Annotated in this window: 25 protein-coding genes; 9 read left to right on the plus strand and 16 right to left on the minus strand. The window is 68.4% G+C overall.

Features of this window, described 5'->3' with window-relative positions; genetic code table 11:
- The first annotated feature begins 27 nt into the window (after window positions 1-27).
- The 6 genes from trmD (at window position 28) to ABD927_RS10515 (ending at window position 4919) form a co-directional block, all read left to right on the plus strand.
- Window positions 28-807, plus strand: a complete 780-nt coding sequence (trmD, locus tag ABD927_RS10490) for a tRNA (guanosine(37)-N1)-methyltransferase TrmD (protein ID WP_345249206.1) — start codon at window positions 28-30, stop codon at window positions 805-807.
- A gap of 106 nt (window positions 808-913) precedes the next feature.
- Complete coding sequence (gene rplS, locus ABD927_RS10495) at window positions 914-1297, plus strand: 50S ribosomal protein L19 (protein ID WP_345249050.1); 384 nt, start codon at window positions 914-916, stop codon at window positions 1295-1297.
- A 160-nt stretch (window positions 1298-1457) separates the two neighbouring features.
- Complete coding sequence (locus ABD927_RS10500) at window positions 1458-2234, plus strand: CoA pyrophosphatase (protein WP_345249052.1); 777 nt, start codon at window positions 1458-1460, stop codon at window positions 2232-2234.
- Window positions 2235-2253: 19 nt separating this feature from the next.
- Entirely contained in the window at window positions 2254-3240 is a 987-nt protein-coding gene (locus ABD927_RS10505; RefSeq protein WP_345249054.1) for a CobD/CbiB family protein, read from the plus strand.
- 237 nt (window positions 3241-3477) lie between these two features.
- Window positions 3478-4452 (plus strand): hypothetical protein, encoded by a 975-nt coding sequence (locus ABD927_RS10510; protein WP_345249056.1) that lies wholly within the window; start codon window positions 3478-3480, stop codon window positions 4450-4452.
- 149 nt (window positions 4453-4601) lie between these two features.
- Complete coding sequence (locus ABD927_RS10515) at window positions 4602-4919, plus strand: hypothetical protein (RefSeq protein ID WP_345249058.1); 318 nt, start codon at window positions 4602-4604, stop codon at window positions 4917-4919.
- Between the two features lie 31 nt (window positions 4920-4950).
- Here ABD927_RS10515 and gdhA read toward each other — a convergent pair whose 3' ends face one another.
- From gdhA to ABD927_RS10560, 9 genes are all read right to left on the minus strand, one after another.
- Window positions 4951-6294 (minus strand): NADP-specific glutamate dehydrogenase, encoded by a 1344-nt coding sequence (gene gdhA / locus ABD927_RS10520; RefSeq protein ID WP_345249060.1) that lies wholly within the window; start codon window positions 6292-6294, stop codon window positions 4951-4953.
- Window positions 6295-6432: 138 nt separating this feature from the next.
- Window positions 6433-7899: a ribonuclease G gene (gene rng / locus ABD927_RS10525; RefSeq protein ID WP_345249062.1), complete on the minus strand. Its 1467-nt coding sequence runs from the start codon at window positions 7897-7899 to the stop codon at window positions 6433-6435.
- An 80-nt stretch (window positions 7900-7979) separates the two neighbouring features.
- Complete coding sequence (locus tag ABD927_RS10530) at window positions 7980-8576, minus strand: Maf family protein (RefSeq protein WP_345249064.1); 597 nt, start codon at window positions 8574-8576, stop codon at window positions 7980-7982.
- A 64-nt stretch (window positions 8577-8640) separates the two neighbouring features.
- Complete coding sequence (rlmH, locus tag ABD927_RS10535) at window positions 8641-9153, minus strand: 23S rRNA (pseudouridine(1915)-N(3))-methyltransferase RlmH (RefSeq protein WP_345249066.1); 513 nt, start codon at window positions 9151-9153, stop codon at window positions 8641-8643.
- Complete coding sequence (rsfS, locus tag ABD927_RS10540; protein ID WP_345249068.1) at window positions 9150-9506, minus strand: ribosome silencing factor; 357 nt, start codon at window positions 9504-9506, stop codon at window positions 9150-9152. Before rsfS ends, rlmH begins: the two co-directional genes overlap by 4 nt.
- Before the next feature lie 7 nt (window positions 9507-9513).
- The gene (gene nadD, locus ABD927_RS10545) at window positions 9514-10119 is read right to left on the minus strand and encodes a nicotinate (nicotinamide) nucleotide adenylyltransferase (protein ID WP_345249208.1); all 606 of its coding nucleotides are present in this window, start codon (window positions 10117-10119) and stop codon (window positions 9514-9516) included.
- Window positions 10120-10133: 14 nt separating this feature from the next.
- On the minus strand, window positions 10134-11039 hold the full coding sequence (gene hemF, locus ABD927_RS10550) for an oxygen-dependent coproporphyrinogen oxidase (protein ID WP_345249070.1): 906 nt from the start codon (window positions 11037-11039) through the stop codon (window positions 10134-10136).
- Window positions 11036-12331: a phosphoribosylamine--glycine ligase gene (gene purD, locus ABD927_RS10555; RefSeq protein ID WP_345249072.1), complete on the minus strand. Its 1296-nt coding sequence runs from the start codon at window positions 12329-12331 to the stop codon at window positions 11036-11038. Before purD ends, hemF begins: the two co-directional genes overlap by 4 nt.
- Window positions 12328-13059 carry a YebC/PmpR family DNA-binding transcriptional regulator gene (locus tag ABD927_RS10560; protein WP_345249074.1) on the minus strand — a complete coding sequence of 244 codons (732 nt, stop codon included), beginning with the start codon at window positions 13057-13059 and terminating at the stop codon, window positions 12328-12330. Before ABD927_RS10560 ends, purD begins: the two co-directional genes overlap by 4 nt.
- Before the next feature lie 174 nt (window positions 13060-13233).
- Between ABD927_RS10560 and ABD927_RS10565 the strand changes: the two genes are divergently transcribed.
- On the plus strand, window positions 13234-14790 hold the full coding sequence (locus ABD927_RS10565; protein ID WP_345249076.1) for a helicase HerA-like domain-containing protein: 1557 nt from the start codon (window positions 13234-13236) through the stop codon (window positions 14788-14790).
- A gap of 169 nt (window positions 14791-14959) precedes the next feature.
- On the opposite strand, the gene ABD927_RS10570 is transcribed toward ABD927_RS10565, so the two are convergent.
- From ABD927_RS10570 to upp, 5 genes are all read right to left on the minus strand, one after another.
- Window positions 14960-16603, minus strand: a complete 1644-nt coding sequence (locus tag ABD927_RS10570) for a DHA2 family efflux MFS transporter permease subunit (protein ID WP_345249078.1) — start codon at window positions 16601-16603, stop codon at window positions 14960-14962.
- Window positions 16604-16831: 228 nt separating this feature from the next.
- The gene (locus ABD927_RS10575; RefSeq protein WP_345249080.1) at window positions 16832-18130 is read right to left on the minus strand and encodes an EmrA/EmrK family multidrug efflux transporter periplasmic adaptor subunit; all 1299 of its coding nucleotides are present in this window, start codon (window positions 18128-18130) and stop codon (window positions 16832-16834) included.
- 123 nt (window positions 18131-18253) lie between these two features.
- Complete coding sequence (locus ABD927_RS10580) at window positions 18254-19696, minus strand: efflux transporter outer membrane subunit (protein ID WP_345249210.1); 1443 nt, start codon at window positions 19694-19696, stop codon at window positions 18254-18256.
- A gap of 92 nt (window positions 19697-19788) precedes the next feature.
- On the minus strand, window positions 19789-20283 hold the full coding sequence (locus ABD927_RS10585; protein ID WP_345249082.1) for a MarR family winged helix-turn-helix transcriptional regulator: 495 nt from the start codon (window positions 20281-20283) through the stop codon (window positions 19789-19791).
- A 74-nt stretch (window positions 20284-20357) separates the two neighbouring features.
- A complete protein-coding gene (upp, locus tag ABD927_RS10590) occupies window positions 20358-21005 on the minus strand; it encodes a uracil phosphoribosyltransferase (protein ID WP_345249084.1) in 648 nt (215 codons plus the stop codon).
- Window positions 21006-21103: 98 nt separating this feature from the next.
- Between upp and ABD927_RS10595 the strand changes: the two genes are divergently transcribed.
- Both ABD927_RS10595 and lpxO read left to right on the plus strand, forming a co-directional pair.
- A complete protein-coding gene (locus tag ABD927_RS10595) occupies window positions 21104-22081 on the plus strand; it encodes a quinone oxidoreductase family protein (protein ID WP_345249086.1) in 978 nt (325 codons plus the stop codon).
- Between the two features lie 35 nt (window positions 22082-22116).
- Window positions 22117-23016: a lipid A hydroxylase LpxO gene (lpxO, locus tag ABD927_RS10600; protein ID WP_345249088.1), complete on the plus strand. Its 900-nt coding sequence runs from the start codon at window positions 22117-22119 to the stop codon at window positions 23014-23016.
- An 83-nt stretch (window positions 23017-23099) separates the two neighbouring features.
- On the opposite strand, the gene ABD927_RS10605 is transcribed toward lpxO, so the two are convergent.
- Together ABD927_RS10605 and pepN are read right to left on the minus strand one after the other, a co-directional pair.
- A complete protein-coding gene (locus ABD927_RS10605) occupies window positions 23100-24107 on the minus strand; it encodes a class 1 fructose-bisphosphatase (protein ID WP_345249090.1) in 1008 nt (335 codons plus the stop codon).
- A complete protein-coding gene (pepN, locus tag ABD927_RS10610; protein ID WP_345249092.1) occupies window positions 24104-26809 on the minus strand; it encodes an aminopeptidase N in 2706 nt (901 codons plus the stop codon). The genes ABD927_RS10605 and pepN overlap by 4 nt, the downstream gene beginning before the upstream one ends.
- Between the last annotated feature and the right edge of the window lie 136 nt (window positions 26810-26945).

The raw sequence follows: 26945 nt of genomic DNA on the forward strand, positions 1-26945 counted from the left end.
GCGCGGGGCGGGGCCATGGATACGGAACTGCGGTTCGACGTCGTGACGCTGTTCCCGCCGATGTTCGCGGCGGTTGCCGAGCACGGCGTCACGGGCCGGGCGCATGCGCAGGGCCGCTGGCGGCTGCGGACATGGAATCCGCGCGATTTCACGCGCGACGTGCACCGCACGGTGGACGACCGGCCCTACGGCGGCGGGCCCGGGATGGTGATGCAGCCGGCGCCTCTGGAAGACGCCGTGCTGGCGGCGCGCAGCGACCGCGGCGACCGCGCCCCGGTCATCCTGCTGTCGCCGCAGGGCAGGCGCTTCGACCAGCCGCGCGCCCAGGCGCTGGCGGCCGGCAGCGGGGCGATCCTGGTCTGCGGCCGGTATGAAGGCATCGACCAGCGGTTCATCGACCGCATGGTCACCGAAGAAATCTCGCTCGGCGACTTCGTGCTGTCGGGCGGAGAGATCGCCGCGCTGGCGATGATGGATGCCGCGGTCAGGCTGCTGCCCGGCGTTCTGAACGACGGCGAGTCGGCGGTGCAGGATTCGTTCAACGACGCGTTGTCCGGCCTGCTGGATTGTCCGCACTACACCCGGCCCGAAGTCTATGCCGGGCAGGCGGTGCCGGATGTCCTGCTGTCCGGGCATCACGCCAACATCGTCCGCTGGCGGCGCAGGCAGTCGCTGCAGGCCACGGCGCGCAAGCGCCCCGACCTGATCGCCGTCGCCCGCGCCCGGGGCCTGTTGAGCCCGGACGACGAGAAGTTCCTGTCGGCCTTGCAAGAGGCCGGCAATCACGAGCCGCCCGGCGGCGCGTGAAGCAGTGAGTCCGCCGGATGTCCGGCGGATGCAACCCCATCCTCTGGAAGCGGTGGCGATTGCCATAACAACATGGCCGCTTCGCATGATGGCAACGGAGAGTCGAATGGATCTGATCCAAATCCTCGAGCAAGAAGAGCTGGCGCGCCTGACCGCCAACAAGACCATCCCCGAGTTCGCCCCCGGCGACACGGTGGTGGTCAACGTGAACGTGGTCGAAGGCACCCGCAAGCGCGTGCAGGCCTATGAAGGCGTGGTCATCGCCAAGCGCAATCGCGGCCTGAACTCGTCGTTCATCGTGCGCAAGATTTCGTCCGGCGAAGGGGTGGAGCGTACGTTCCAGCTGTATGCCCCCACCATTGCCTCGATCGAGGTCAAGCGCCGCGGCGACGTGCGCCGCGCCAAGCTCTACTACCTGCGTTCCCGTTCGGGCAAGTCGGCCCGGATCAAGGAAAAGCTGGTGCGCAACACCGGAGCCGCCAAGGCGTAAGCCAGCCGCTGCGGTCCGCCCGCCAGGGCGCGGCGCACACTGCACCCCGCAAGCCGGACGCCGGTCCGGTCTGCGGGGTGTTTTTCATGGCGCAGGCAGCGCTTGCCGCGCGGGCACTTTTTGCGACTTGGCCATTCCAAGGCAAAATGCGCTTCTGATCATGTCCTCCAATTCTTCTTCGTTGTCCGATCCTGCCCCCGGCGAATTGCCCCACGGTTCGCCGCAGGATCCTTTCGAAGGCGCTGGCGGCTCGCCGCCGCGCCGGGTGCCGGTACGGCCGGCCTTCGATCCCAAAGCCCAGCCTTTCGTCGTCAATCCCGACGGCCTGCCGGCCGTGCCGGAAGAGCGCCTGGCGCCACGGGCCCTGCGCGAACGCCTGCGGCATCCGCCGGCCTGGGCGCCCGAGCCGCGCGAACTGGCGTGGCGCGATGGCGACACGCCGCCGCGGCCGGCCTCGGTGCTGGTGCCGCTGGTGCTGCGCCCGGCTGGCGTGCATGTCATGCTGACCCAGCGCACGGCCCACCTGAACCACCACGCGGGGCAGGTCAGCTTTCCCGGCGGCCGGGTCGAAGCCACCGATGCGTCGGAAGCCGACACCGCGCTGCGCGAAACCGAGGAAGAAACCGGCCTGTCGCGCGACCTGGTCGAAATGATCGGCCGCCTGCCCGACTACCTGACCAGCAGCGGCTTTCGCATCGCGCCGATGATCGGTCTCGTCCGCCCCGCCTTTTCGCTCGCGCCCGACCCGTTCGAGGTGGCGGCCGTGTTCGAAGTGCCGCTGCGTTTCCTGATGGATCCGGCCAACCACAGGGTGCACAGCGTGGCGCTGCCGCACAACGGCCAGCGGGTCTATTACTCCATGCCCTGGAACGATTACTTCATATGGGGCGCCACCGCCGGCATGCTGCGCGATCTGTACCGCTTGCTCAGCGCCTGAGGCGCACTAGAATGCACGCATGAGCTTCTTCGCCCTCCTGCTGGCCTTCCTGGCCGAACAGATCCGTCCGCTCCCCCGCAATAACACCGCGCACGAACTCGCGCGGGATTTCTGCCGCTGGGCCGGGCACGCGCTCGACGCCGGCGTGGCCGGCTATGCCGTGGCCGGATGGCTGCTGGTGGCGCTGGTGCCGAGCCTGCTGGTGTGGGGCATTGCCGCGCTGGCCTGGTCGGTGCATCCGCTGTTCGCGCTGCTGTTCCACGTCCTGGTGCTGTGGTTCACGCTAGGCTTTCGCCAGTTCAGCCACTATTTCACCGAGCTGCAGTTCGCGCTTGCCCGCGGCGACGTGGCGCTGGCGCGCCAGCACCTGCAGGACTGGATGCGTACCGCCGACCCGGCCTGGTCGGCCGAGGCCATGGCGGTACCCGAAATCTGCCGCACCGCGATCGAAGAGGGCGTGGTCGCATCGCACCGCAACGTCTACGGCGTGCTGTTCTGGTATGCGATCCTGCCCGGGCCGTCCGGCGCGGCGCTGTACAAGCTGGCCGGCATCGCCCGCGAAGAATGGGGCGCGCGTACCGACGCCTTCGGCGAGGTGGCGCGCCGGGCGTTCGAATTGCTGGACTGGCTGCCGGCCCGCATGACGGCCATCGGGTTCGCCATCGTGGGCAATTTCGAAGACGCGCTGTACGGCTGGCGCCAGCGCGCCGCCGGCTGGCCCGATCCGCAGCGCGGCGTGGTGGTCGAAAGCGCCGCCGGCGCACTCGGCGTGCGGCTGGCGCCGGTGCGCGCGCAGCCCGAGCCCGCCGCGTCCGGTCCCGATCTGGCCGCTCCGGTCACCGCATCGGCCGCCAGCGAACTCAGCGCGGCCGAAACCCCGGACGAACCGGAAGCCAAGCTGCCCGATCCCACTGCCTTGCACGCAGCGGTTGGGTTGTTGTGGCGATCGGTGGTATTGTGGATGGCATTGTTACTATTGCTTTCATTGGCGTCCTGGGCTTCCTAAAAACGCCGCGAATGGCCGCGCTTTTGTTTCGATTTAATGCACGCCTGGTTTCAGTTCCACTAAGGCTTGTAAGCGTTTACATAAAATATTGTGGCATTGTATCCCCGCTATCTCCCGCGGACGGTGACCCCTGTTCACTTGGCTGATACGGAGAGGCAAATGATTGAGATACTCTGCAAAGTATTCGCTCACCAACGACCCTAGAATAGAAATCCGTACAAGCCGGGACCGAGGCCTATGGATTTCGAAGAGCGACGCCGGGTGCAACCCTCGATCGATACCGCGGAGCGGCGCCTGGAAGCTGGCGATGCGGTCCTGTCGGTCGGCGCCGTATTCGACCGCATGTGGTGGCGGGTGCGCTATTTGCCGCCGGTGCGCGCGCTGGCGGCCGTCAAGCATCGGTTCGCGCCTGCCGACTGGGGCGGCGGCACCATGGCCCCGGCAGTCCGGCAGCCGGTCGGTTCGTGGCTGGCGCCGGTGCTCGCCTCGTCGATGACGGGTCCGCGCCGCTTCCGCTTCCTCGGCATCGAGCGCGAACTGTCCGACAACCGCGGCTGGCGCTGGAAGCCGTGGGGCGACGAGTGGCTATCGTACCTGCACGCTTTCGACGACCTCGTGGCCGACGGCGCGGACAGCCGCCGCGAGTGGCATCAGTCGCTGATTTCCAACTGGACGCTCTCCAACCATCCCGGCAAGGGCATGGGCTGGTCGCCCCGCAGCCTGCCGCGGCGGGTGGCCAATTGGGTGAAGTTCGGCCTGCGCCGCGGCGAGGGCCTGCCTGAATCGGGCCGCCGCAGCCTGGTGGTGCAAGTGCGTTATCTGCGCCAGCGCCTGGGAGCATTCGGCAAAGCGGCTTCGCCCATCAGCGTGGCCAAGGCGCTGTTGTTCGCCGGCGTCTATTTCCAGGGCGGCGAGGCAGACGCCTGGCGCCGCACCGGCCTGGCCCTGCTGGACAGCGCGCTGCGTTCGGCGTCGGCCACGCCGGCCTCGATGGCGGGCCGCGTCGCCATCGAAGACCTGCTCGACCTCGTGCAGCTCGCCCGCCTGTACCCCGGGCTGCTGCCGGACGCCCACGTTCAGCGCTGGGAACAGACCGCCGCGCGCTGGCTGGCCGCTCCGCCTGCGGCAGCCGAGGCCGCTTTCGACGCCGTGCCGATTCCGTCGATGCGCGCGCTGGCCGAATATGGCCAGCGCCTCGGCCTGCGCATATAAGCACTGCCGTCGCGCTGAAAAAATTACAGCCTACCCTTGTGTCGGTGTGTCGTGACTGTAATTTTTTGATAGGACCGGGGAATTTGTAGCGCTCGCCGCCGCCCCAATCGAATACGGAACCCGAAAACCCGACTCGATGGGAGAGAATGATGAGCGCTGTTCTGGACAAGGCCGAGGTTGCCACCCAATATATTCTGAAGTCGCGCGTGCACGAATTGCCGGAAGGGCTGTTCCGCGGCTATGTGGACGTCACCACCCGTTCCCCGGCCGGCCGGCTGGAAAGCCGCCTGCGCTATTGCCCGCTGCTGCGGCATACCTGGGACGAAGCGATTACCGATGCCGAACGCATGGCCGAAAGCGCGATGCGCAACGAATACCGCGACGGCGAGGTAAGCATTTTCTCCGCCCGCACCACCAGCAGTTTCGACACCGTCATGAATATCCTGGCCGCCCGCATCCGGCTCTGAAAAAAGCGCCCGGTGCCGGGCGCCGTCCGCCTTAGCAGATGCCTTGCGCGAGCATGGCGTCTGCTACCTTGACGAAGCCGGCGATATTGGCGCCATCCACGTAGTTCACGCTGCCGTCGGGGCGCGAACCGTGGCGCACGCAGTTCTGGTGGATGTCTTTCATGATCTCGTGCAGGCGCTCGTCCACGTCGGCATGGTGCCACGCCAGGCGCTGCGCGTTCTGCGACATCTCCAGCCCCGATACCGCCACGCCGCCGGCGTTGCTGGCCTTGCCCGGGGCGTATAGCGTGCCCGATTTCAGGAACAGGTCGACCGCCTCCAGCGTGGAGGGCATGTTCGCGCCCTCGGCCACGCACAGCACGCCGTTGGCCACCAGCATCGCCGCGTCGCGTTCGTCGAGTTCGTTCTGGGTGGCGCAGGGCAGGGCGACGTCGACCGGAATATGCCAAGGCCGCTTGCCCGGCTCGAAGCGCAGCCCGGTGCCGGTTCCCAGTTCCGACAGGCGCCCGCGCCGCACGTTCTTGAGCTCCATCAGCGCCTGCAATTGTTCGGCGCTGAAGCCGTCGGGCGCCCATAGCGTGCCGTCGGAATCGGACAGCGTCAGTACCCGCGCGCCCAGGTCGAGCGCCTTGACCGCCGCGTACTGCGCCACGTTGCCGGAGCCCGAGATCGCCACCGACAGCCCTTCGAGGGCGCGGCCGGCGCGATGGAGCATCTGCTCGGCGAAGTACACCGTGCCGTAGCCGGTGGCCTCGGGCCGCATCAGGCTGCCGCCGAACGACAGGCCTTTGCCGGTGAAGACGCAGGCGGCCTGGTTCGAAAGCTTTTTCATCATGCCGGCCATGTAGCCGACCTCGCGGGCTCCCACGCCGATGTCGCCGGCCGGCACGTCGGTGTCCGGCCCGAGATGGCGATGCAGCTCCAGCATCAGCGCCTGGCAGAAACGCATCACCTCGCCGTCGCTCTTGCCCTTGGGATCGAAATCGGAACCGCCCTTGCCGCCGCCCATCGGCAGCGTGGTCAGGGCGTTCTTGAAGGTCTGCTCGAAGCCCAGGAATTTCAGGATCGACAGATTGACGGACGGGTGCAGGCGCATGCCGCCCTTGTACGGGCCGATGGCCGAGCTGTGCTGGACGCGGAAGCCGCGGTTGACCTGAATGCGGTTGTGGTCGTCGACCCAGGTGACGCGGAACTGGATGACGCGTTCGGGTTCGACCAGGCGCTGCAGCACGGCATGGTCGGCATAGTGGGGGTGGCGTTCGACGAAGGGCCACAGGCTGAGCATGACCTCTTTGACCGCTTGCAGGAACTCGGGCTGGTCGGGATCGCGCGCGGCGACGGCGGCAAGAAAACTTTGCAGGTCAGACTGGCTCAACAGGGGCTCCCGGGTATGGTCATCGAGCCCGCCTCGCACTTCTGTGGTGCGATTTCTGGGCGGGGCGTCGATTGTAGCGTCGAAAATGCCCTATTGTGGTGCGTATGGGGCAATCCCGGAATACCCTTGGGCGCGGCCTCAGACCAGGATGATGTCGTATTGCTCCTGGCTGTAAATGCCCTCCACCTGCAGCGAGATCGGCTTGCCGGTGAAATCCCCCAGCGCCGCCAGGTTCTGGCTTTCCTCCTCCAAGAACAGGTCGACCACCGACTGCGAGGCCAGCACGCGGAATTCCTTCGGGTTGAACTGGCGGGCCTCGCGCAGGATCTCGCGCAGGATCTCGTAGCACACGGTGCGCGCGGTTTTGACGTGGCCGCGGCCGCCGCAGGTGGGACACGATTCGCACAGCATGTGGGTGAGCGATTCGCGGGTGCGCTTGCGGGTCATCTCGACCAGCCCGAGCTGGGTGAAGCCGTTGAGCGTGATGCGGGTGCGGTCGCGCGCGAGCGCCTTGCGCAGCTCGGCCAGCACCGCTTCGCGGTGCTCGGGGTTCTCCATGTCGATGAAATCCAGGATGACGATGCCGCCCAGGTTGCGCAGCCGCAGCTGGCGGGCGATGGCCTGCGCCGCTTCCAGGTTGGTCTTGAAGATGGTGTCGTCGAAGTTGCGGCCGCCCACGAAGCCGCCGGTGTTGACGTCGATGGTGGTCAGCGCCTCGGTCTGGTCGATGATCAGATAGCCGCCGGATTTCAGGTCGACGCGGCGCGACAGCGCGCGGGTGATTTCCTCGTCGGCGTTGTAGAGGTCGAACAGCGGCCGTTCGCCGGCGTAGTGCGACAGCCTGCCGACCACGGACGGCGTGAACTCGCGCGCCCAGGCCAGCAGCTTGGCGAAGTTCTCGCGCGAATCGACCTGGATCGAAGCCGTGTCGGCGCCTACCACGTCGCGCAGCACGCGCTGGGCCAGCGTGAGGTCTTCGTGCAGCAGCCAGGGCGCGCCCTGGGTGCGGGCCTGCTGCTGCATGATGCCCCACAGCTTGCGCAGGTAGGCGATGTCGGCGGCGAGCTCCTCGTCGGTGGCGTCCTCGGCCTGGGTGCGGACGATGTAGCCGCCTTTTTCGTCGGGCGCCAGCAGGCTTTGCAGGCGGTCGCGCAACTGGCTGCGCTCGGCCTCGGACTCGATGCGCTGCGAGATGCCGATGTGCGGGTCGTAGGGCAGGTAGACCAGCATGCGGCCGGCGATGCTGATCTGGGTGGACAGGCGGGCGCCCTTGGTGCCGATCGGGTCTTTGATGACCTGCACCATCAGCGTCTGGCCTTCGAACAGCAGCTTCTCTATCGGCGTGAGGTGCTGGCCGCCGTGGGCGCGCTCGTTGCGGCTTTCGCGGATGTCGGCGATGTGCAGGAAGGCCGCCCGGCCCAGGCCGATGTCGATGAAGGCGCTCTGCATGCCGGGCAGCACGCGGGCCACCTTGCCGAGGTAGACGTTGCCCACGTAGCCTTTCTGCGACGTGCGCTCGAGGTGGAGTTCCTGGACCGCGCCTTGCTGGATCACGGCCACGCGGGTTTCGTACGGCGAGATGTTGATCAGGATGTCTTCGGTCATGGGGGTGCGCGCAGCGCCCGGCGGGGCGGATACTGCGAGCTTACCTCACCCGTTCCCGGTTGCATCGCCGGCAGCCGGGATTACGGCAAGACGATCCCGACCTTCGCCAGCAGGCGCGCGGTTTCGAACAGCGGCAGTCCCATCACGCCGGTGAAACTGCCGTCGATGCGCTCGACGAACACGCCGGCCAGGCCCTGGATGCCGTAGGCGCCGGCCTTGTCGTAGGGCTCGCCGCTGTCGCAGTAGCGTTCGATGTCGGCCGGCGCCAGCGGGCGAAAGCGCACCGTAGTGACTGACACGTCTTCCAGCAGCCGGTCACCATGGGCCAGTGCGACCGCGGTATGGACCTCGTGCGCCGAGCCCGACAGCCGCGCCAGGATGCGCATGGCGTCGGCGCGGTCGGCCGGCTTGCCAAGCACGTCGCCGTCGAGGATGACGGTGGTGTCGGCTGCCAGCACGGGCAGGGCGGGCAGGCCCAGGTCGCGCATCGCCTGCTCGCCCCGCATGGCCTTCTCGCGCGCGGTGCGGCGCACGTACTCGGCCGCCGGCTCGCCCGGCAGCTGCGGTTCGTCCGGGCCGTCGCCGGCCGGCGGCACCAGCACCTGGTGGTCGATGCGCAGCTGGCGCAGCAGTTCGGTCCGGCGCGGACTGCGCGAGGCAAGGTAGAGTGCAGTCATAAGCGATTCTCGTGGCGGGTAGAGATTCGATCCGGAACGCCGCGGATCCGGCTTTGCCGGTCCGCTAGCGTTGCCCCCTGGGGGGCGCGCGAAGCGCGTAGGAGGGGGCCCCTCTGTGGTAAGGGTGGTTGTTGAGAATGGACCACGCGCGGTAGAGCTGCTCGGCCAGCAGCACGCGCACCATGCCGTGCGGCAGCGTCAGGCTCGACAGCCGCAGCAAGCCTTCGCATTTCGATTTCAGCCCCGGCTCCAGGCCGTCGGGGCCGCCTATCAGCAGCGCCACGTCGCGGCCGTCGTCGCGCCATTGCTGCAACTGGCGCGACAGTTCGACGGTGGTCAGGTCGCGCCCGCGTTCGTCGAGCGCGATGCGGCGGCTGGCGGGCGGCAGCGCGGCTTCGATCCGGCGCGCTTCCAGCGATTGCATCTGGGCGGCGGTCTTGCCGGTGCTGCGCGCCTCGGGCCGGATCTCGCGCAATTCGATCGCGCAGTCGGGTGGCATGCGCTTGGCGTAGTCGGCGAAAGCCTCGTCCACCCAGCCAGGCATGCGGGTGCCGACCGCGGCGATCAGCAGCTTCACGGCTGCTGCGGCAGCAGTTTCATGCGGACCGTCTTGCCGCCCCAGACTTCTTCCAGGTTGTAGTAGGAGCGGATCGCGGGCTGCATGATGTGGACGACGATGTCGCCCAGGTCGACCAGCACCCATTCGCCGGTTTCCTCGCCCTCGGTGGTGATGACCTCGCCGCCGATCGCTTTGATCTTTTCGCGCACGCTGGAGGCCAGCGCGCGGGTCTGCCGGTTCGACGTGCCGCTGGCGATGATCACGCGGTCGAACAGGCTGGTGAGATGGGTGGTGTTGAGCACCGTGATGTTCTGCGCCTTGACGTCTTCGAGGGCGTCGACGACGGCGCGCTGCAGTTTTCGTATATCCATGTATGTGTCAGGTCTGGTACAGGTGGTGCCGGCGGATGTAGTCGAGCACTGCGGGGGGAACGAGGCCGTCGACCGCCTGGCCCTGCGCCAGCCGCTGCCGGATGCCGGAGGCCGAGATGGGCATTTCGGGCATCGCCAGGCGGTGCAGCGGGCGTCCCAGGCGGGCCAGCTCGGCCGCCAGTTCCGGCGGCGGCTCGGGCCGGCTGCCGGGCCGCGCGGCCACCGCCAGTTCGGCCAGCGCCACGATGGCGGCCCATTCGTGCCAGGTGCAGAAATTCGCGAGCTGGTCGGCGCCGAGGATCCATACGTAGCGGGTGGCGTCGCCCCCGGGCGCGGCCTTCAGCGCGCGCACGGTATCGATAGTGTAGCTGGCGTCGCCCCGGTCGAGCTCGATGCGGTTGACGGCCAGCCGGGGGTGGCCGGCGATGGCCAGTTCGGCCATCGCCGCGCGGTGTCCGGCCGGCGTGGACAGCGGCGCCCGCTGCCACGGCGCGGCCGCCGGGATGAGTTGTACCGATTCGAGGCCGAGCTGGTCGAGCGCGGCCTCGGCCAACGCCAGATGGGCCTGGTGGATGGGGTCGAAACTGCCGCCCAGCAGGCCGATGTGGTGGATGGGTATGGCCTCGGTCAAATCCAGTTCCGTGGGGTCAGCACCTCGTGCAGGCGCGCTTCGGGCGATCCGGGCTCCGGCTGCCAGTCGTATCGCCAGCGCGCCAGCGGCGGCATCGACATCAGGATCGATTCGGTGCGGCCGCCCGATTGCAGGCCGAACAGCGTGCCGCGGTCGTACACGAGGTTGAACTCGACGTAGCGGCCGCGCCGGTAGGCCTGGAAATCGCGCTCGCGTTCGCCGTAGGGCAGCGCGGCGCGGCGTTCGACGATGGGCGCGTAGGCGTCGATGAAGGCGTCGCCCACTGAGCGCGTCATCGCGAAGGCATGCTCGAAGCCGCCCTCGTTGAAATCGTCGAAGAACACGCCGCCCACGCCGCGCGCCTCGCGCCGGTGGCGCAGGTAGAAGTATTCGTCGCACCACGCCTTGAAACGCGGGTACAGATCGGCGCCGCTCGGATCGAGCGCCGCCTTGCAGCTGCGGTGGAAGTGGACGGCGTCTTCGTCGAACGGGTAGTAGGGAGTGAGGTCCATGCCGCCGCCGAACCAGAACACGTCGTCGTCGGCGCCGGGCGCGGCCTTGGCCACGAAGGCGCGCACGTTCATGTGCACGGTGGGGACGAAGGGATTGCGCGGGTGGATCACCAGCGACACCCCCATGGCCTCCCAAGCGCGGCCGGCCAACTCGGGCCGGTGGGCGCTGGCCGACGGCGGCAGCGTGGCGCCCTGGACGTGGCTGAACAGCACGCCGCCCCGTTCGAAGGTGCGGCCTTCTTCGATTAGTCTGGAAATGCCGCCGCCGCCTTCGCTGCGCTGCCAGGCGTCGCTGCGGAAAGGGCGGTCTTCGAAGGTTTCCAGCCAGGCGACGATGCGCTGTTGCAGGCCGGTGAAATAATCGCGGGTGCGTTCGGTATTGATGATCATGAGCTGACGGGTTCGTGGCCGATCGACCGGCGCGCCAGGGCCCGCCAGCCGATGTCCCGACGGTACTGGGCACCGTCGAAGTGGATCGACTGCAGCACGTCGTAGGCGCGCTGCTGCGCCAGGCGGATCGAGTCGGCCAACACCGTCACGCACAGCACGCGGCCGCCGGCGGTCTTGATGACGCCGCCGTCGGCCGCCGTGCCGGCGTGGAATACCATGCTGTCGGCCGTTTCGGCCGGCAGCCCGTGGATCGGGTCGCCGGTGCGCGGCGCGTCGGGATAGCCGTGCGAGGCCATCACGACGCCCAGCGCACAGCGGCGATCCCAGTCGATGTTGGCCTGATCGAGCGTGCCTGCCACCGCATGTTCGAACACTTCGAGCAGGTCGCTCTTGATCCGCATCATGATCGGCTGCGTTTCCGGATCGCCCATGCGGCAGTTGTATTCCAGCACCTTCGGGCCTTGCGGGCCGATCATCAGGCCCGCGTACAGGAAGCCGGTGAACGGAATGCCGTCTTTGGCCATGCCGTGGATGGTGGGCCAGATCACCTCGCGCATGATGCGCCCGTGCAGCTCGGGCGTGACCACCGGCGCCGGCGAATAGGCGCCCATGCCGCCGGTGTTGGGGCCTTCGTCGTTGTCCTTCAGGCGCTTGTGGTCCTGGCTGGTGGCCAGCGGCAGCACGTGGCGGCCGTCGCACAGCACGATGAACGACGCTTCCTCGCCTTCCAGGCATTCCTCGATCACCACGCGCGCGCCGGCCGCGCCCAGCTTGCCGTCGCCCAGCATGGCGTCGACCGCTTCATGCGCCTGCTGCGCGGTGGCGGCCACCACCACGCCCTTGCCGGCGGCAAGGCCGTCGGCCTTGACGACGATAGGCGCGCCTTCGCGGTCGATGTACGCGTGGGCCTGGACCGGGTCGGTGAAGGTCTGGTAGCGGGCGGTGGGGATGTTGTGCCTGGCCATGAAGGACTTGGCGAAATCCTTGGAGCTTTCCAGCTGCGCGGCGGCCTTGGTGGGGCCGAAGACCTTCAGGCCGCGGGCGCGGAACAGGTCGACCACGCCGGCCGCCAGCGGCGCCTCGGGGCCGACCACGGTCAGGCCAATGGCCTCGCGTTCGACGAAATCGGCCAGCTCGGCCGGATCGGTGATCGGCACGTTCTGCAGGTGCGGCGCGGCGTCGGTGCCGCCGTTGCCGGGAGCCACGAATACCTTCTGCGCCTTGGACGCCTTGGCCAGGCGCCAGGCCAGGGCGTGCTCGCGGCCGCCGGAACCAATCACGAGGATCTTCATGTTTGCTCGTCCATCACGGCCGTGGTGTAGACCTCCTGGACGTCGTCCAGGGCTTCCAGCGCGTCGAGCAGCTTCTGCATTTTTTCGGCGTCCTCGCCCTGCAGCTCGGTTTCGTTGAGCGCCTTCATCACGACGCCGTCGACCTCGGCCTTCAGGCCCGCCTTGTCGAACGCCGTCTTCAGCGCGGCGTAGTCGGCCGGCGCGCTGATCACTTCGATCAGGCCGTCGTCGTCGGTGGCGACGTCTTCGGCGCCGGCCTCCAGCGCCACTTCCATGACCTTGTCTTCGGGGGTGCCGGGGGCGAACAGGAACTGGCCGCAGTGCCGGAACATGAACGCCACCGAGCCTTCCTGGCCCAGGTTGCCGCCGTTCTTGGCGAAGGCGTGGCGCACTTCGGCCACCGTGCGGGTGCGGTTGTCGGTCATGCAGTCGACGATGACGGCGGCGCCCCCGATGCCGTATCCTTCGTAGCGGATTTCTTCGTAGTTGTCGCCGTCGGCGCCGCCCGCGCCGCGGGCGATCGCGCGCTGGATCGTGTCCTTCGGCATGTTGGCGTCGGTGGCCTTGTCCCAGGCCAGGCGCAGACGGGGATTGGTGTCGGGATCGGCGCCGCCGGCCCGCGCGGCGACGGTGACTTCACGGATGAGCTTGGTCCAGAGCTTGCCCCGCTTGGCATCCTGGCGGCCTTTCCGGTGCTGGATGTTGGCCCATTTACTGTGTCCGGCCATGGAAATCGCTTATTTATGTCGGAGGAATCCACCATTTTAGCTTGAGAGAATGTAACTGAACGCAATATCGCCCCCGTCTTGGGACCGATACCACACAGGTTTACCGCAGTATGTGCGCGCTGGCGCACCGCTGCGCCGGATCCCTTGAACGGCTTTCTCGAACGGATCTCGTCCATGGCTGCTTCCGACCCCATCCTCGTCGCCCGGAATTCCGCCGGCGACCTGTTCCAACTGCCTGCGATGGCCAACCGCCACGGCTGTGTCACCGGCGCCACCGGCACCGGCAAGACCGTCACGCTGCAGGCGCTGGCCGAAGGTTTTTCGAACCGGGGCGTGCCGGTTTTCCTGGCCGACGTCAAGGGCGACCTGAGCGGCATTTCGCAGGCCGGCGGCGGCAACGCCAAGATTTCGGAGCGGCTGCGGGAGCTCGGCCTGCCCGAGCCGTCGTGGCGCGGCTGCCCGGCGGTGCTGTGGGACGTGTTCGGCGAGCAGGGCCATCCGGTGCGCGCCACGGTGTCCGACATGGGGCCGCTGCTGCTGGGCCGCATGCTCCGGCTGAACGAGACCCAGGCCGGCGTGCTTTCCATGGTGTTCCGCATCGCCGACGACAACGGCCTGCTGCTGCTGGACCTGAAAGACCTGCGCGCCATGCTGCAGCACGTGGGCGACAACGCCGCGGCCTACCGCACGCAGTACGGCAACGTGTCGCCGGCCTCGATCGGCGCCATCCAGCGCGGGCTGCTGGCGCTGGAATCGCAGGGCGGCGACCGCTTCTTCGGCGAGCCGATGCTGGCCATCGACGACCTGCTGCAGACGGTCGACGGCCGCGGCGTGGTGAACATCCTGGCGGCCGACAAGCTGATGCAGGCGCCGGCGCTGTACGGCACCTTCCTGCTGTGGCTGCTGTCGTCGCTGTTCGAGCACCTGCCCGAAGTAGGCGATGCCGACAAGCCGCGCTGCGTGTTCTTCTTCGACGAGGCGCACCTGCTGTTCGACGACGCGTCGCCGGCGCTGCTGGAGAAAATCGAACAGGTGGTGCGGCTGATCCGCTCCAAGGCGGTGGGGGTGTATTTCGTCACCCAGAATCCGCTCGACATTCCCGACTCGGTGCTGGGCCAGCTGGGCAACCGCGTGCAGCACGCGCTGCGCGCCTTCACGCCGCGCGACCAGAAGGCCGTCAAGGCGGCGGCCGACACGATGCGGCCGAACCCGGGGCTGGACGTGGCCGCAGCCATTACCGAACTCGGCGTGGGCGAGGCGCTGGTGTCGCTGCTGGACGAAAAAGGCCGCCCGGGCGCCACGCAGCGCGCCTTCGTGGTGCCGCCGGCCAGCCGCATCGGGCCGGCCACGCCGGCCGAGCGCGACGCGCTGCGCCGCGATTCGCTGGTGGCCGGCGTCTACGAAAAAGCGGTGGACCGCGAGTCGGCGTACGAGATCCTGGCCAGGCGCGCGGGCGGCAACGGCGGCGCCGCGCCGGCCGATGCCGGCAACGGCCGGGCAGGCAAGGCCGATCGCGGCGCACCCGACCCGGCCGGCAAGGCCCCCGCCGGCGAGGGCGGGCTCGGCGACGGCCTGCGCGACATCCTGTTCGGCACCACCGGCCCGCGCGGCGGCCACCGCGAAGGCATGATCGAATCGGTGGCGCGCAGCGCGATGCGATCGATGGGCACGCAAGTCGCGCGCGAAATCACGCGCGGCCTGCTTGGTTCCTTGCTAGGAAAACGCCGCTAAGCACTGCGCATTGCCTCCTATCCAGGGCACAGCGGATCCGGCTCCGCCGGTCCGCCAGTGCCGCCCCTTGAGGGGCGCGCGAAGCGCGTAGGGGTGGGCCCATTCCTCGCGCGCGAAGCGCGTAGGGGTGGGCCCATTCCTCACGCGCGAAGCGCGTAGGGGGGCCTCGTCAATGCGCGCCGCCGGCGTCTACTGCGCCGCCGCCGCGGCGCGGACGCGCGGCCCAGACCATCACGATCAGGATCAGGAAGATCACGCCCGACACGTAGAAGATGTCGAGCGCCGACATCGTCATCGACTGGTTGCCGATGATGCCGTTGAGCTGTGCCAGCGCCTGGTCGTGCGACAAGCCGGTGCGTCCGAGCATGTCGAGCGTCTGGCCGGCGGCCTGGCTGCCGTCGTTGATGTGCTCGACCAGATTGGCGTGGTGCATCGCGCCGCGGTCCTCCCACAGCGTGGTCGAGATCGACGTGCCGAACGCCCCGGCGGTGATCCGCAGGAAGTTGGTCAGGCCGGCGGCGCTGGCGATCTTCTCGGGCGGCTGGCCCGACATGGCCAGCGACAGCAGCGGCACGAAGAAGGCCGCCATGCCTGCGCCCTGCACCAGGGTCGGGATCATCAGCGTGCCGATGTCCGACTGCGGCGTGAAGCCCGAACGCATGAAGCTGACCGTCGAGAACACCAGGAACGAGGCCGTGACCAGCAGGCGCGGGTCGGTCTTGGACATCAGGCGGCCCACCACCGGCGTCAGCACGATCGCCAGCAGCCCGACCGGCGCGGTGACCAGGCCGGCGTCGGTGGCGGTATAGCCCATCTGGGTCTGCAGCCACAGCGGCAGCAGCACCACGTTGCCGAAGAACACGCCATAGGCCACCGCCAGCGTGACCGACCCCACCGTGAAGTTGCGGCCGCGGAACAGGCGCAGGTCGACCACCGGATGGGCGTCGGTGAGCTCCCAGATCAGGAAGAACACGAAGGCGACGAAGGCCACCACCGCCAGCCCGACGATGGTGGAGCTGGCGAACCAGTCCAGTTCCTTGCCCTTGTCGAGCAGGATCTGCAGCGAGCCGACCCACACCACCAGCAGCACCAGGCCGATGGTGTCGATCGGCAGCTTGCGGGTGGGAGACTCGCGGCGGCGGTAGATGCTCCACGTGATCCAGGCCGACAGCAGGCCGACCGGCACGTTGATGTAGAAGATCCACGGCCACGAGTAATTGTCGGAAATCCAGCCGCCAAGCAGCGGCCCGGCCACCGGCGCCACCAGCGTGGTCATGGCCCACAGCGCCAGCGCCATGCTGGATTTTTCCTTCGGGTAGCTGCCCAGCATCAAGGTCTGCGACAGCGGGATCATGGGCCCGGCCACCAGGCCCTGCATGACCCGGAACAGGATCAGCGAACCCAGGTTGGGCGCCATGCCGCACAGCCACGAGGCCACGATGAACAGCAGCACGGAGGACAGGAACAGCCGCACCTGGCCGAAGCGCTGGGTGAGCCAGCCGGTCAGCGGCAGCGAGATCGCGTTGGCCACCGCGAACGAGGTGATGACCCAGGTGCCCTGGCTGGTGCTGACGCCCAGGTCGCCCGAGATCGCCGGCAGCGAGACGTTGGCGATCGACGTGTCGAGCACGTTCATGAACACCGCCGCCGACAGCGCGATGGTGCCCAGCAGCCGCTGGCCGCCCACCAGCGGCGGATAGCTGTTCTGCGGCCCCGCGCCGGGCCGCTGCCCGGCCGGCGCATTGCCGCCCTGGGGCGGGGCGTCCTCGCCGGACGACCGCGCGTCGGGCGCAGCGGAATTGGATGTAGTCATGTCAATTTTCCACGGTGCTGCTCAGTTATCCATGGTGCTGTGCACCTTCTCCACCGCACGAACCCGCGCCGCCCCATCCAGGACGCCGCGGATCCGGCTCCGCCGGTCCGCCAGCGTCGCCCCTTGAGGGGCGCGCGAAGCGCGTAGGGGGGGCCTTTCCCCGGGCGCGCGAAGCGCGTAGGGGGAGCCTTTCCCCAGGCGCGCGAAGCGCGTGGGGCGGGCTTCATCCTAAAGGACCAGGGCCGTGTGGCGGGCCGTCATGGAACCGGCCACCGGCCGGGCCGAGATCGGCCGCGCGCCTTCCTTGGCGACCGGGGCGTTGGCGGCGGGATGGCCGCCGCCCAGGTTGCGGGCGATGGTGTCGGCCACCAGGGCGTCGGCTTCCTCGCGGCTGTGGTCGAGCGCGGTGGTGGAGTAGGCCGGGCCGCTGCGCGGCGCGGTCGACAGCGCCGCGCCGTCGGTGGACGACACGTCGACCGTGGCCACCATCGACAGGCCCACGCGCAGCGGGTGTTCGCGGATCTCGTTCGGATCGAGCGCGATGCGCACCGGCACGCGCTGCACCACCTTGATCCAGTTGCCTGTCGCGTTCTGCGCCGGCAGCAGCGCGAACGCGCCGCCGGTGCCGGCGCCCAGGCCTGCCACCTTGCCGTGGTATTCGACCTTGGAGCCGTACACGTCGGCCGTCAGCGTGACTGGCTGGCCGATGCGCATCTTGCCCAGCTGCACTTCCTTGAAGTTGGCGTCGACCCAGACCTGGTCCAGCGGCACGATGGTCATCAGCGGCGTGCCCGGCGCCACGCGCTGGCCGACCTGCACGCTGCGCTTGGCCACGTAGCCGGTAACGGGCGCCGGCAGCGTGGTGCGCGACAGCGCGAGGTAGGCTTCGCGCACCTTGGCGGCGGCCTGCATCACGTTGGGGTGCCGCTCGACCGAAGTGCCCTCGGTCAGCGCGGTGTTGGTGGCCAGCTGTTCGCGCGCGGCAACCAGCGCCGCCTGGGCCGAGTTCAGCGCCGCCTTGGCGTTGGTGACGGCGGTCTGTGCGTGCAGCAGTTCTTCGCCGCTGACCGCGCCCGAGGCCGACAGCTCCTGGCGCCGCTTGGCGTCGCTTTCGGCGCGCGCCAGGTCGGCCCGGGCGCGTTCGACCTCGGCCTGGCGCACGCCGATGTTGGCCTGCAGCGCGCCGTTGTTGGCATACAGCGTGCGCACCTGGCGCACGGTCTGCGCCAGCGCGGCCTGCGCCTCGTCGAGCGCGACCTGGGCGTCGGCGCGGTCGAGCCGCACCAGGGGCTGGCCGGCCTGGACGAAGTCGGTGTCGTCGGCCTCGATCGCGGAAACCGTGCTGGCGATCTGCGGCGTGATCTGGACCAGGTTGCCTTGGACGTAGGCGTCGTCGGTGTCTTCGTAGTGGCGGGCCACCAGGGCCCACCATGCGCCGTAGGCCACTGCCGCGACCACGAACACGCCGGCGGCGGTCAGCAGCAGTTTCTTGCGCTTGGGATTGCTGGAATTTTGCGGGGCGTTCATAAGAGTGCCTTGAATCGATGGATGCGTATATCTAATCGGGGGTCCGGCACCGACGGGCGGCGCCTCGGGCGCTGCCCGCCATCCGGCCGGACGGTAAACGGTGTGCGGTCTGCCTCGTTCCGGTCAGTGAACCTGGGTCGCGAGTGCCTGCGGCTGCGGCACGGCGGCCACGTCTTCCGGCAGCTGCGCGCCGCCGCCGAGCGCCTTGGCCAGCGCCACGTCGAGCGTCAGCGCGCGCGCCTTCAGGTCGGTGTCGAGCCGCGACTGGGTCAGCACCGCGCTCTGCGCCGTCAGCACGCTGAGGTAATTACCCAGGCCCGCGCGATAGCGCGTGACCGCCAGTTCGTAGGCCTTTTCGATCGCCTCGCGCGCCTGGCGCTGCTCGTTGGCCTCGCGGTCGAGCGCGCGGATCGAATCGAGCGTGTCGGCCACTTCGTGCACGGCATCGATCACGGTCTGGTTGTACGAAGCCACGGCGAGGTCGGTGTCGGCGCGCTGCTCCTGCAGATTGGCGTTGAGACGGCCACCCTCGAAGATGGGCAGTGTGATGGCCGGGCCGAAGCCGGCGATCTGGCTGCCCGAGCGCAGCAGGTTCGACAGACCCAGCGACGATACGCCGACGAAGGCCGACAGGTTCACGTTGGGATAGAACAGCGCCTTGGCGGCTTCCACGTTATGGGTGGCGGCCTCGGCGCGCCAGCGGGCGGCGACGATGTCGGCGCGGCGGCCCAGCAGGTCCAGCGGGATCTGCGCCGGCACCGAGGTGCCCGGGTTGACCAGCGGCACGGGACGCAGCTGCGCGCCGCGCTCGGGCCCGGCGCCGGTCAACGCGGCCAGCTGATTGCGTTGCAGCGCGATGCTTTCGTCGTTCTGCGCCGCCTGGGTGCGGGCTTCGGCCAGCGCCGATTCGGCCTGCTTGACCTCCACCTGGGTGTCGAGGCCGTTGGCGAAGCGCTGGCGGGTCAGTTCGGCCACCTCGCCGCGCTGCTTGATGGCCGCGTTCAGCACCTGGCGCTGCGCGAACAGCCGCTGCAGATTGAAATAGGCGCCGGCCACCGAGGTGGCCAGCATGCTTTGCGCCGCATGTGATTCGGCCTGCGCCGCGCGCGATTGCGACACCGCCGCCTGCAGCAGCGCGCCGTTGCGGTTCCAGAAGTCGAGGTCGTAGCCGACGTCGAGCGCCAGGCGCGCGTCGGTATTGATCGAGCCGCCCAGCGGCGGCGGAAAGATGCCGCGTTCCGTATAGCGCTGTCGCGTGGCGGTGAAATCGCCGTTGACTTCGGGGTAGCGGGCGGCGCCGGCCACGCCGACCGCGGCCTGGGCCTTGGCCAGCCTGGCGCGCGCGGTATCGAGCGAGGGGCTGCCGGCGATGGCATCGTCGATCAGCGCGTCGAGCTGCGGATCGCCGTAGCGCTTCCACCACGTTTCGGTGGGCCACGCCACATCGGCCTGGGCCGCGCCGAGCTTGGCCGCGTCCAGCGCGGCCGGATGGCGTGCGGTGTCCGGCGCGATGTTCGCGCAGGCCGCCAGCGCGGCCACCAGGGGAACGAGCAACAGGGGTTTCATCATGCCTTCTTACTGGGGTCTGAATTGTTGTCCGGCTTGTAACTGCCTAGGCAGCCATCATCGCAAAAAAAGCCATATATCTTTCCGCCGCGTCAGGACGGGCTGTCGCCGTTGGCCAGCATGCGCCGCAAGGTCTGCCTGACCAGCTCGAGATCGGCTTCGGCGATGCCCTTGGTGTGGCGTTCGACCGCGGCGACCAGCTTGTCAGGGATTTGCTTGGTAACGCGGCGGCCTTCCTCGGTCAGCTCGATCTTGATCACCCGCCGGTCTGCCACGCTGCGCACCCGCCGGATCAGGTCTTTCGATTCCAGGCGGTCGAGCATGCGCGTCATCGCGCCGGTGTCCGTACAGGCGCAGCGCGCCAGCTCGCCGGCCGTCTCGCCGCGTTTCATCGCCAGCAGCATCAACGGACCCCATTGCATCGCGGTGAGGTCGAGCGGCGTCATCAGATTGTCCACCTCGCGCTGGATGGATTGATGAACGCGCTTGAGCAGGTAGCCGATGCTCTCGTTGGGATCGTAGCCTTCCGGCAGCACATGGCTGCCTTCGGCCGCGACGGGCGCGGAAGGGGTTTCAGGGTTTTCCATCACGCCATTTTCACTGCATAGGCAACTATTGTCAATGCAGTGATTGCCGCGCAACAGGATTGGCTGTCTGGACCCTACCTCGTTCCGAAGAGGCGGTCGCCGGCGTCGCCCAGGCCGGGGATGATGTAGGCGTTCCCGTCGAGGCGGTCGTCCAGCGCGGCCAGGTAGACCGGCACGTCGGGATGGCTGCCGTTGACCACCTGCATGCCTTCGGGCGAGGCCACCAGCGCCAGGAACACGATGTCGCGCGCGGCCACGCCGCGCGTCTTGAGCACGTCTATCGCATGGACGGCGGAGTGCCCGGTGCCGATCATCGGGTCGCAGATGATGAAGGCGCGCCCTTCGATCTCGGGCAGCCGCACCAGGTATTCCACCGGCCGGTGCTGTTCGTCGCGGTACAACCCGATGTGGCCCACGCGCGCCGACGGGACCAGGTCGAGCAGGCCGTCGGCCATGCCGACCCCGGCGCGCAGCACCGGCACCACGGTCAGCTTCTTGCCGGCGATCACCGGCGCGTCCATCGCCGCCATCGGCGTTTCGATTCGGCGCGTGGTCAGCGGCAGCCGGCGGGTGACTTCATAGCCCATCAGCAGCGTAAGCTCGCGCAGCAGCTGGCGGAACGTGCGGGTGGAGGTATCCCGGTCGCGCATGTGCGTGAGCTTGTGCTGGATCAGCGGATGATCGACGATGAACAGGTTCGGGAAGCGGGGATCGGTTTTCATGGCGCGGCACCGGTGGCGCGGTTTACGCGATTGTATGCGGACGGATCGCGGGCGGACGTTTAGAATCCCGCATCGGTTATGCGCAACAGGAGGCGATCATGGCGAAAGCGATCCGTATCGAGCAGTTTGGCGGTCCCGAAGTCCTGCAGGTGGTGGATGTAGACGTACCGCCGCCCGGTCCCGGCGAAGTGCGCGTCCGCCAATATGCGATCGGCCTCAACTTCATCGATATCTATACCCGCACCGGCCTGTATCCCAACCCGCTGCCCACCGGCCTGGGCTTCGAGGCCGCCGGCGTGGTCGACGCGGTGGGCGCCGGCGTGCGCCACGTGAAGGCGGGCGACCGCGTCGCCTACGGACAGGGCCCGCTGGGCGCCTATGCCGAGCTGCGCAACCTGCCGTCGCGCTTCGTCGTCAAGCTGCCCGATGGCATCGGCTTCGACCAGGCGGCCGCGATCATGCTCAAGGGGCTGACCGTCCAGTATCTGTTCCGCCAGACCTACCGCCTGCAGGGCTACGAAACCATCCTGTTCCACGCGGCCGCGGGCGGCGTGGGGCTGATCGCCTGCCAGTGGGCCAAGGCGCTGGGCGTCAAGCTGATCGGCACCGTCTCCACGCCGGAAAAGGCCGCGCTGGCCAAGGCCAACGGTGCCTGGCGCGTGATCGACTACACTCGCGAGAGCGTGGTCGAGCAGGTGCTGGCGCTGACCAAGGGCAAGAAAGTGCCGGTGGTCTACGACGGCGTCGGCAAGGACACCTGGGAAACGTCGCTCGACTGCCTGCAGCCGCGCGGCCTGATGGTGAGCTTCGGCAACGCGTCGGGGCCGGTCACCGGCGTCAACCTCGGCATCCTGTCGCAGAAGGGTTCGCTGTACGTCACGCGGCCCATGCTCGGCACCCATGTCGACACGCTGGAAAAAATGCAGGCCGCCGCCGACGAGCTGTTCGAGCTGGTGCTGGCGCGCAAGATCAAGGTCCGCATCGACCAGCGCTTCAGGTTGGAAGACGCCGGCCAGGCGCAGGAAGCGCTGGCCTCTCGCAAAACCACGGGCTCGACCATACTTACGCTTGATTGAGATCAAGCCGGGATCGCCGGATCGGAAAATTCGCCATGAAATGGGTCATCGTCGCGCTGTACCTGGGCGCCGTGGTGTACATCCACCTGCGGGGCAAGGTGCGGATGCGTTTCCTGCGCCAGCTGTTCGATCACTCGTCGGTGCTGGCGCCCATCAATGCCTTCATGTACCTGTTCTCGCGGGTGCCGGCGCTGCCGTACATTCCGAACGAGAGCCTGCCGGCGCTGCGCGCGCTCGACGATAACTGGCAGGTCATCCGCGAGGAGGCCCTGCGGCTGCGCGAGGCCCAGCGCATCCGCGCGGCCCAGAAGAACGACGACGCCGGCTTCAATTCCTTCTTCAAGTCCGGCTGGAAGCGCTTCTACCTCAAGTGGTACGACGCGCAGCACCCGTCGGCGGCCGAGTGGTGTCCGCGCACGGTGCAGATCCTGCGCGGCATCCCGCAGGTCAAGGCGGCGATGTTCACCGAGCTGCCGCCGGGCGCCAAGCTCAATCCGCACCGTGATCCGTTCGCCGGTTCGCTGCGCTACCACCTGGGGCTGGAAACGCCGAACGACGATCGCTGCTTCATCGAGGTCGACGGCCAGCGCTACAGCTGGCGCGACGGCCAGAGCGTGGTGTTCGACGAAACCTATGTCCACTGGGCGCTCAACGGCACCGACCAGGATCGCGTAATCCTGTTCTGCGACGTCGAGCGGCCGCTGCGCTACCGCTGGGCCGAGGCCTTCAACGCCTGGTTCGGCCGGCATGCGATGAGCGCGGCCAGTTCGCCCAACGAAGAGGGCGACAAGACCGGGCTGATCAACAAGCTGTTCGGCATCGCCTTCGTGGTGGGGCGCTATCGCCGGCGGCTCAAGGCCTGGAATCGCACGGTCTACAAGATCGTGAAGTTCGTGCTGATCGTGGGCGTGATCGCGCTCATCATTTGGTGGTGAGTTGAGCCATCCAGGATGCGGCGGATCCGGCTTTGCCGGTCCGCACGCATCGCCCCCGGGGGGCGCGCGTCAGCGCGTAGGGGTTACTCTCTGTGGTACCTGGTTACCAGTTCCACTTCGTTCCTGGAACCTAGCACTACCCCCACGCGCTGGTGCAGCGCGGTCGGCTGGATGTCGAGAATGCGCCGGGTGCCGTCGGTGGCGGCGCCGCCGGCCTGTTCCACCAGCATGCTCATCGGATTTGCTTCGTACATCAGCCGCAGCTTGCCCGGCTTGGAAGGCTCGCGCGCGTCCCACGGGTACATGAAGATGCCGCCGCGGGTCAGGACGCGATGCACGTCGGCCACCATCGAGGCGATCCAGCGCATGTTGAAATCCTTGCCGCGCGGGCCGGTCGTGCCGGCCAGGCACTCGTCGATGTAGCGCCGCACCGGCGGCGCCCAGTGGCGCATGTTCGACATGTTGATCGCGAACTCGCGCGTGTCTTCCGGGATGCGGATGTGCTCGTGGGTCAGCACCCAGGATCCCATTTCGCGGTCGAGCGTGAAGCCGAACACGCCGCTGCCCACGGTCAGCACCAGCGAGGTCTGCGGCCCGTACACCGCGTAGCCGGCCGCCACCTGTTGCGAACCGGGCTGCAGGAAATCCTGTTCGGTCAGGTCGCGCTCGGCGCTGTCGCGCGGCGCGCGCAGCACCGAGAAGATGGTGCCGATCGACACGTTGACGTCGATGTTGCTGGAGCCGTCCAGCGGATCGAACAGCAGCAGGTATTCGCCCTTGGGGTAGCGGTTGGGGATCCGGTGGATGGTTTCCATTTCCTCCGAGGCCATGGCAGCCAGGTGGCCGCCCCATTCGTTGGCCTCGATCAGGATTTCGTTGGACAGTACGTCTAGCTTCTTCTGCACCTCGCCCTGCACGTTCTCGCTTTCGAGGCTGCCGAGCACGCCGCCCAGCGCGCCCTTGCCGACCGCGTGGCCGATGGCCTTGCAGGCGCGGGCCACGACCTCGATCAGCAGGCGGACTTCGGCGGGCAGCGCGGCGTGCTCGCGTTGCTGCTCGATCAGGAATTGCGTCAGCGTCTTGCGCTTCATGCGGAGATCTCCAGGGCTTTAGAAACGATTTCGGTCACGTTGCGCGACAGGCCGGGATGGCTGCGCACCTGCTGCAGCGCGTCGCGCATCAGCGCGCTGAGCTCGGGCACGTAGCGCACCCAGCGGTCCATCGCGCGCGCCAGCCGCGCCGCGATCTCGGGATTGAGGGCATCCAGCGCCAGCACCTGTTCGGCCCAGTAGCGATAGCCGCGGCCGTCGGTCTGGTGAAAGCCCTGCAGATTGTTCAGGCAGAACTGGAACACCAGCGAGCGCGCGCGGTTCGGGTTGCGCAAGGTAAAGGCGGGGTGGGCCATCAGCCCCTCTACCGTATCGACGGTCGTGTGGCGCGCGGTGGCCTGCAGCGCGAACCATTTGTCGATTACCAGCGGATCGCCCTGCCAGCGCTCGTAGAAATGGGCCAGCGCCTCGCCGGCGGCCTGGCGCGGGCCGTGGTTGGCCAGCGCCGTCAGCGCGGCCAGGGCGTCGGTCATATTGGGTGCCTGTTCGTACTGGCGCTGCGCCAGTTCGTGCGCCTGCGGGTCGTCGCCGGCCATCAGGAAGGCCAGCGCCAGGCTTTTCATCGCGCGGCGGCCGGCGCTGACGGGGTCGGGCGAATAAGGGCCAGGCGTCTGGTTGGCGTCGATCGCGGCGCGCCATTCGGCCGCCAGGCGCCGGCCCAGCTCGGCGCGCATGCCGTCGCGCGCGGCGGCCAGCGCCTGCGGGTCGACCTCGGCCATGCGTTCGGCCACCGTCTTTTCGGACGGCAGCGCCAGCGCACGCGCCCGGTAGGCCGGGTCCAGGCCGGGGTCGAGCAGCACCGAGCGCCAGGCGTCGACGAAGGTGCCGTCGAAGGCCGGGCCGCGGCCCTGGCGGACGGCCTCGGCGGCCGCCAGCAACTGCCGGGTGGCCAGTTGCTGGCCGGCCTCCCAGCGGGCGAAGGCATTGCCGTCGTGCGCCATCAGCAGCGCCAGCTCGGCGTCGCTGTAGTCGTAGTCGACGATGACCGGCGCCGAGAAATCGCGCAGCAGCGACGGCACCGGCGCCGACGGCACGTTCTCGAAGGTCCATTGGGCGCGTTCGGCGGTCAGCTCCAGCAGGACGGTATCCGCCGGGGCGTCGGCGCTGCCGGCCAGGCGCAGCGGGATGGCCTTGCCCGAGCGGTCGAGCAGGCCCAGCGCGAACGGGATGTGCAGCGGCGGCTTGACGGCGGTGCCGGCCAGCCGTTCCACGCCGACCGGATCGCAACGCTGGGTCAGCGTGACCGTGCAGCGCGCGGCCGCGGCGTCGTGCTCGATCGATACGCCCACGCGGGGCGTGCCGGCCTGCTGGTACCAGCGGCGGAAGATTTTCAGGTCGCGCCCGGGATGCAACTGCATGTAGACCGATTCCATCGCCGCCACGAAATCGTCGCAGGTCACGGCCTGGCCGTCGTGGCGCCGGAAGTATTCGGCCAGCCCCCGCTTGAAGCCGTCGGCGCCCAGCAGCGTCTGCTGCATGCGGATGACCTCGGCGCCTTTCTCGTACACGGTGGCGGTGTAGAAGTTGCCGATTTCCTGGTAGCTCTCGGGGCGGATCGGGTGCGCCATTGGTCCGGCGTCTTCCGGGAACTGGGCGGCGCGCAGCGTGGCCACGTCGTCGATCCGCTTGACGGCGCGGGCGCTGGCGGCGGCCTGCGGGTCGAGCCCGGCCGCCATCATGTCGGCGGTGAATTCCTGGTCGCGGAATACCGTCAGCCCTTCCTTCAGGCTGAGTTGAAACCAATCGCGGCAGGTGACGCGGTTGCCGGTCCAGTTGTGGAAGTATTCGTGGCCGATGACGGCTTCGATCGCGCTGTAGTTGGCGTCGGTGGCGCTTTCCGGGTCGGCCAGCACGTAGGCGGCGTTGAAAATGTTCAAGCCTTTGTTTTCCATCGCACCCATGTTGAAGTCGCGCGCGGCCACCACCATGAACCGGTCGAGGTCCAGCTCCAGCGAGAACCGGGTTTCGTCCCAGCGCAGCGCGCGCTCCAGCGATTCGAGCGCGTAGCCGGTGCGTGTCTCGCTGCCGGGGTCGCTGTAGACCTGCAGCAATACCTCGCGGCCCGAGCGGGTGCGCACGCGCGATTCGCGCCAGGTGAGGGTGCCGGCCACCAGCGCGAACAGGTAGCAGGGCTTGGGGAAGGGGTCTTCCCAGCGCGCCTGGTGGCGGCCGTCGGGCAGGTCTTGGGCGGCCACCAGGTTGCCGTTGGACAGCAGGGTGGGGAAACGCGCCTTGTCGGCCCGCAGCGTGACCGTATAGCGCGACATCACGTCGGGGCGATCGGGAAACCAGGTGATGCGGCGAAAGCCTTCGGCCTCGCACTGGGTGAAGAACACGCCGTTGGAAACGTACAGCCCCATCAGCGTGGAATTGGCCTGCGGCCGGCAGCGGCTGACGATCTCCACCTCGGCCTCGGCGCCCAGGCCGGGCAGGGTCAGCGTGTCGGCCTCGCGCCGGTAGCGGCCGGCGTCCCAGGCCTGGCCGTCGACGACGACCGACACCAATTCCAGGTCCTGGCCGTCGAGCACAAGCGGGGCCTCGGGCTCGCGCCGCTGCACCTGCAGGCGCGTGCGCACTTGGGTGCTATGCGGGTCGAGGTCGAATTCCAGGTCGACCGCGGGGATCTCGTAGGGATAAGGGCGGTAATCCTGGCGGCGGATGGTGACGGGCGTGTCGGTGCGCATGATGGGCAGAGGGAAAAGGGCGAGCGTGGTGATTGTAGCGGGCGCCCGCGGACGCCCGGGCGCATGAACCGAAAGCGCGATGCGCAGTCGTATGGCTAATGGTAGTTAAACTGCGGGACGCTTTCGATCCGGATTA

Source organism: Pigmentiphaga soli (assembly GCF_039541095.1).
Lineage (GTDB): Bacteria > Pseudomonadota > Gammaproteobacteria > Burkholderiales > Burkholderiaceae_B > Pigmentiphaga > Pigmentiphaga soli.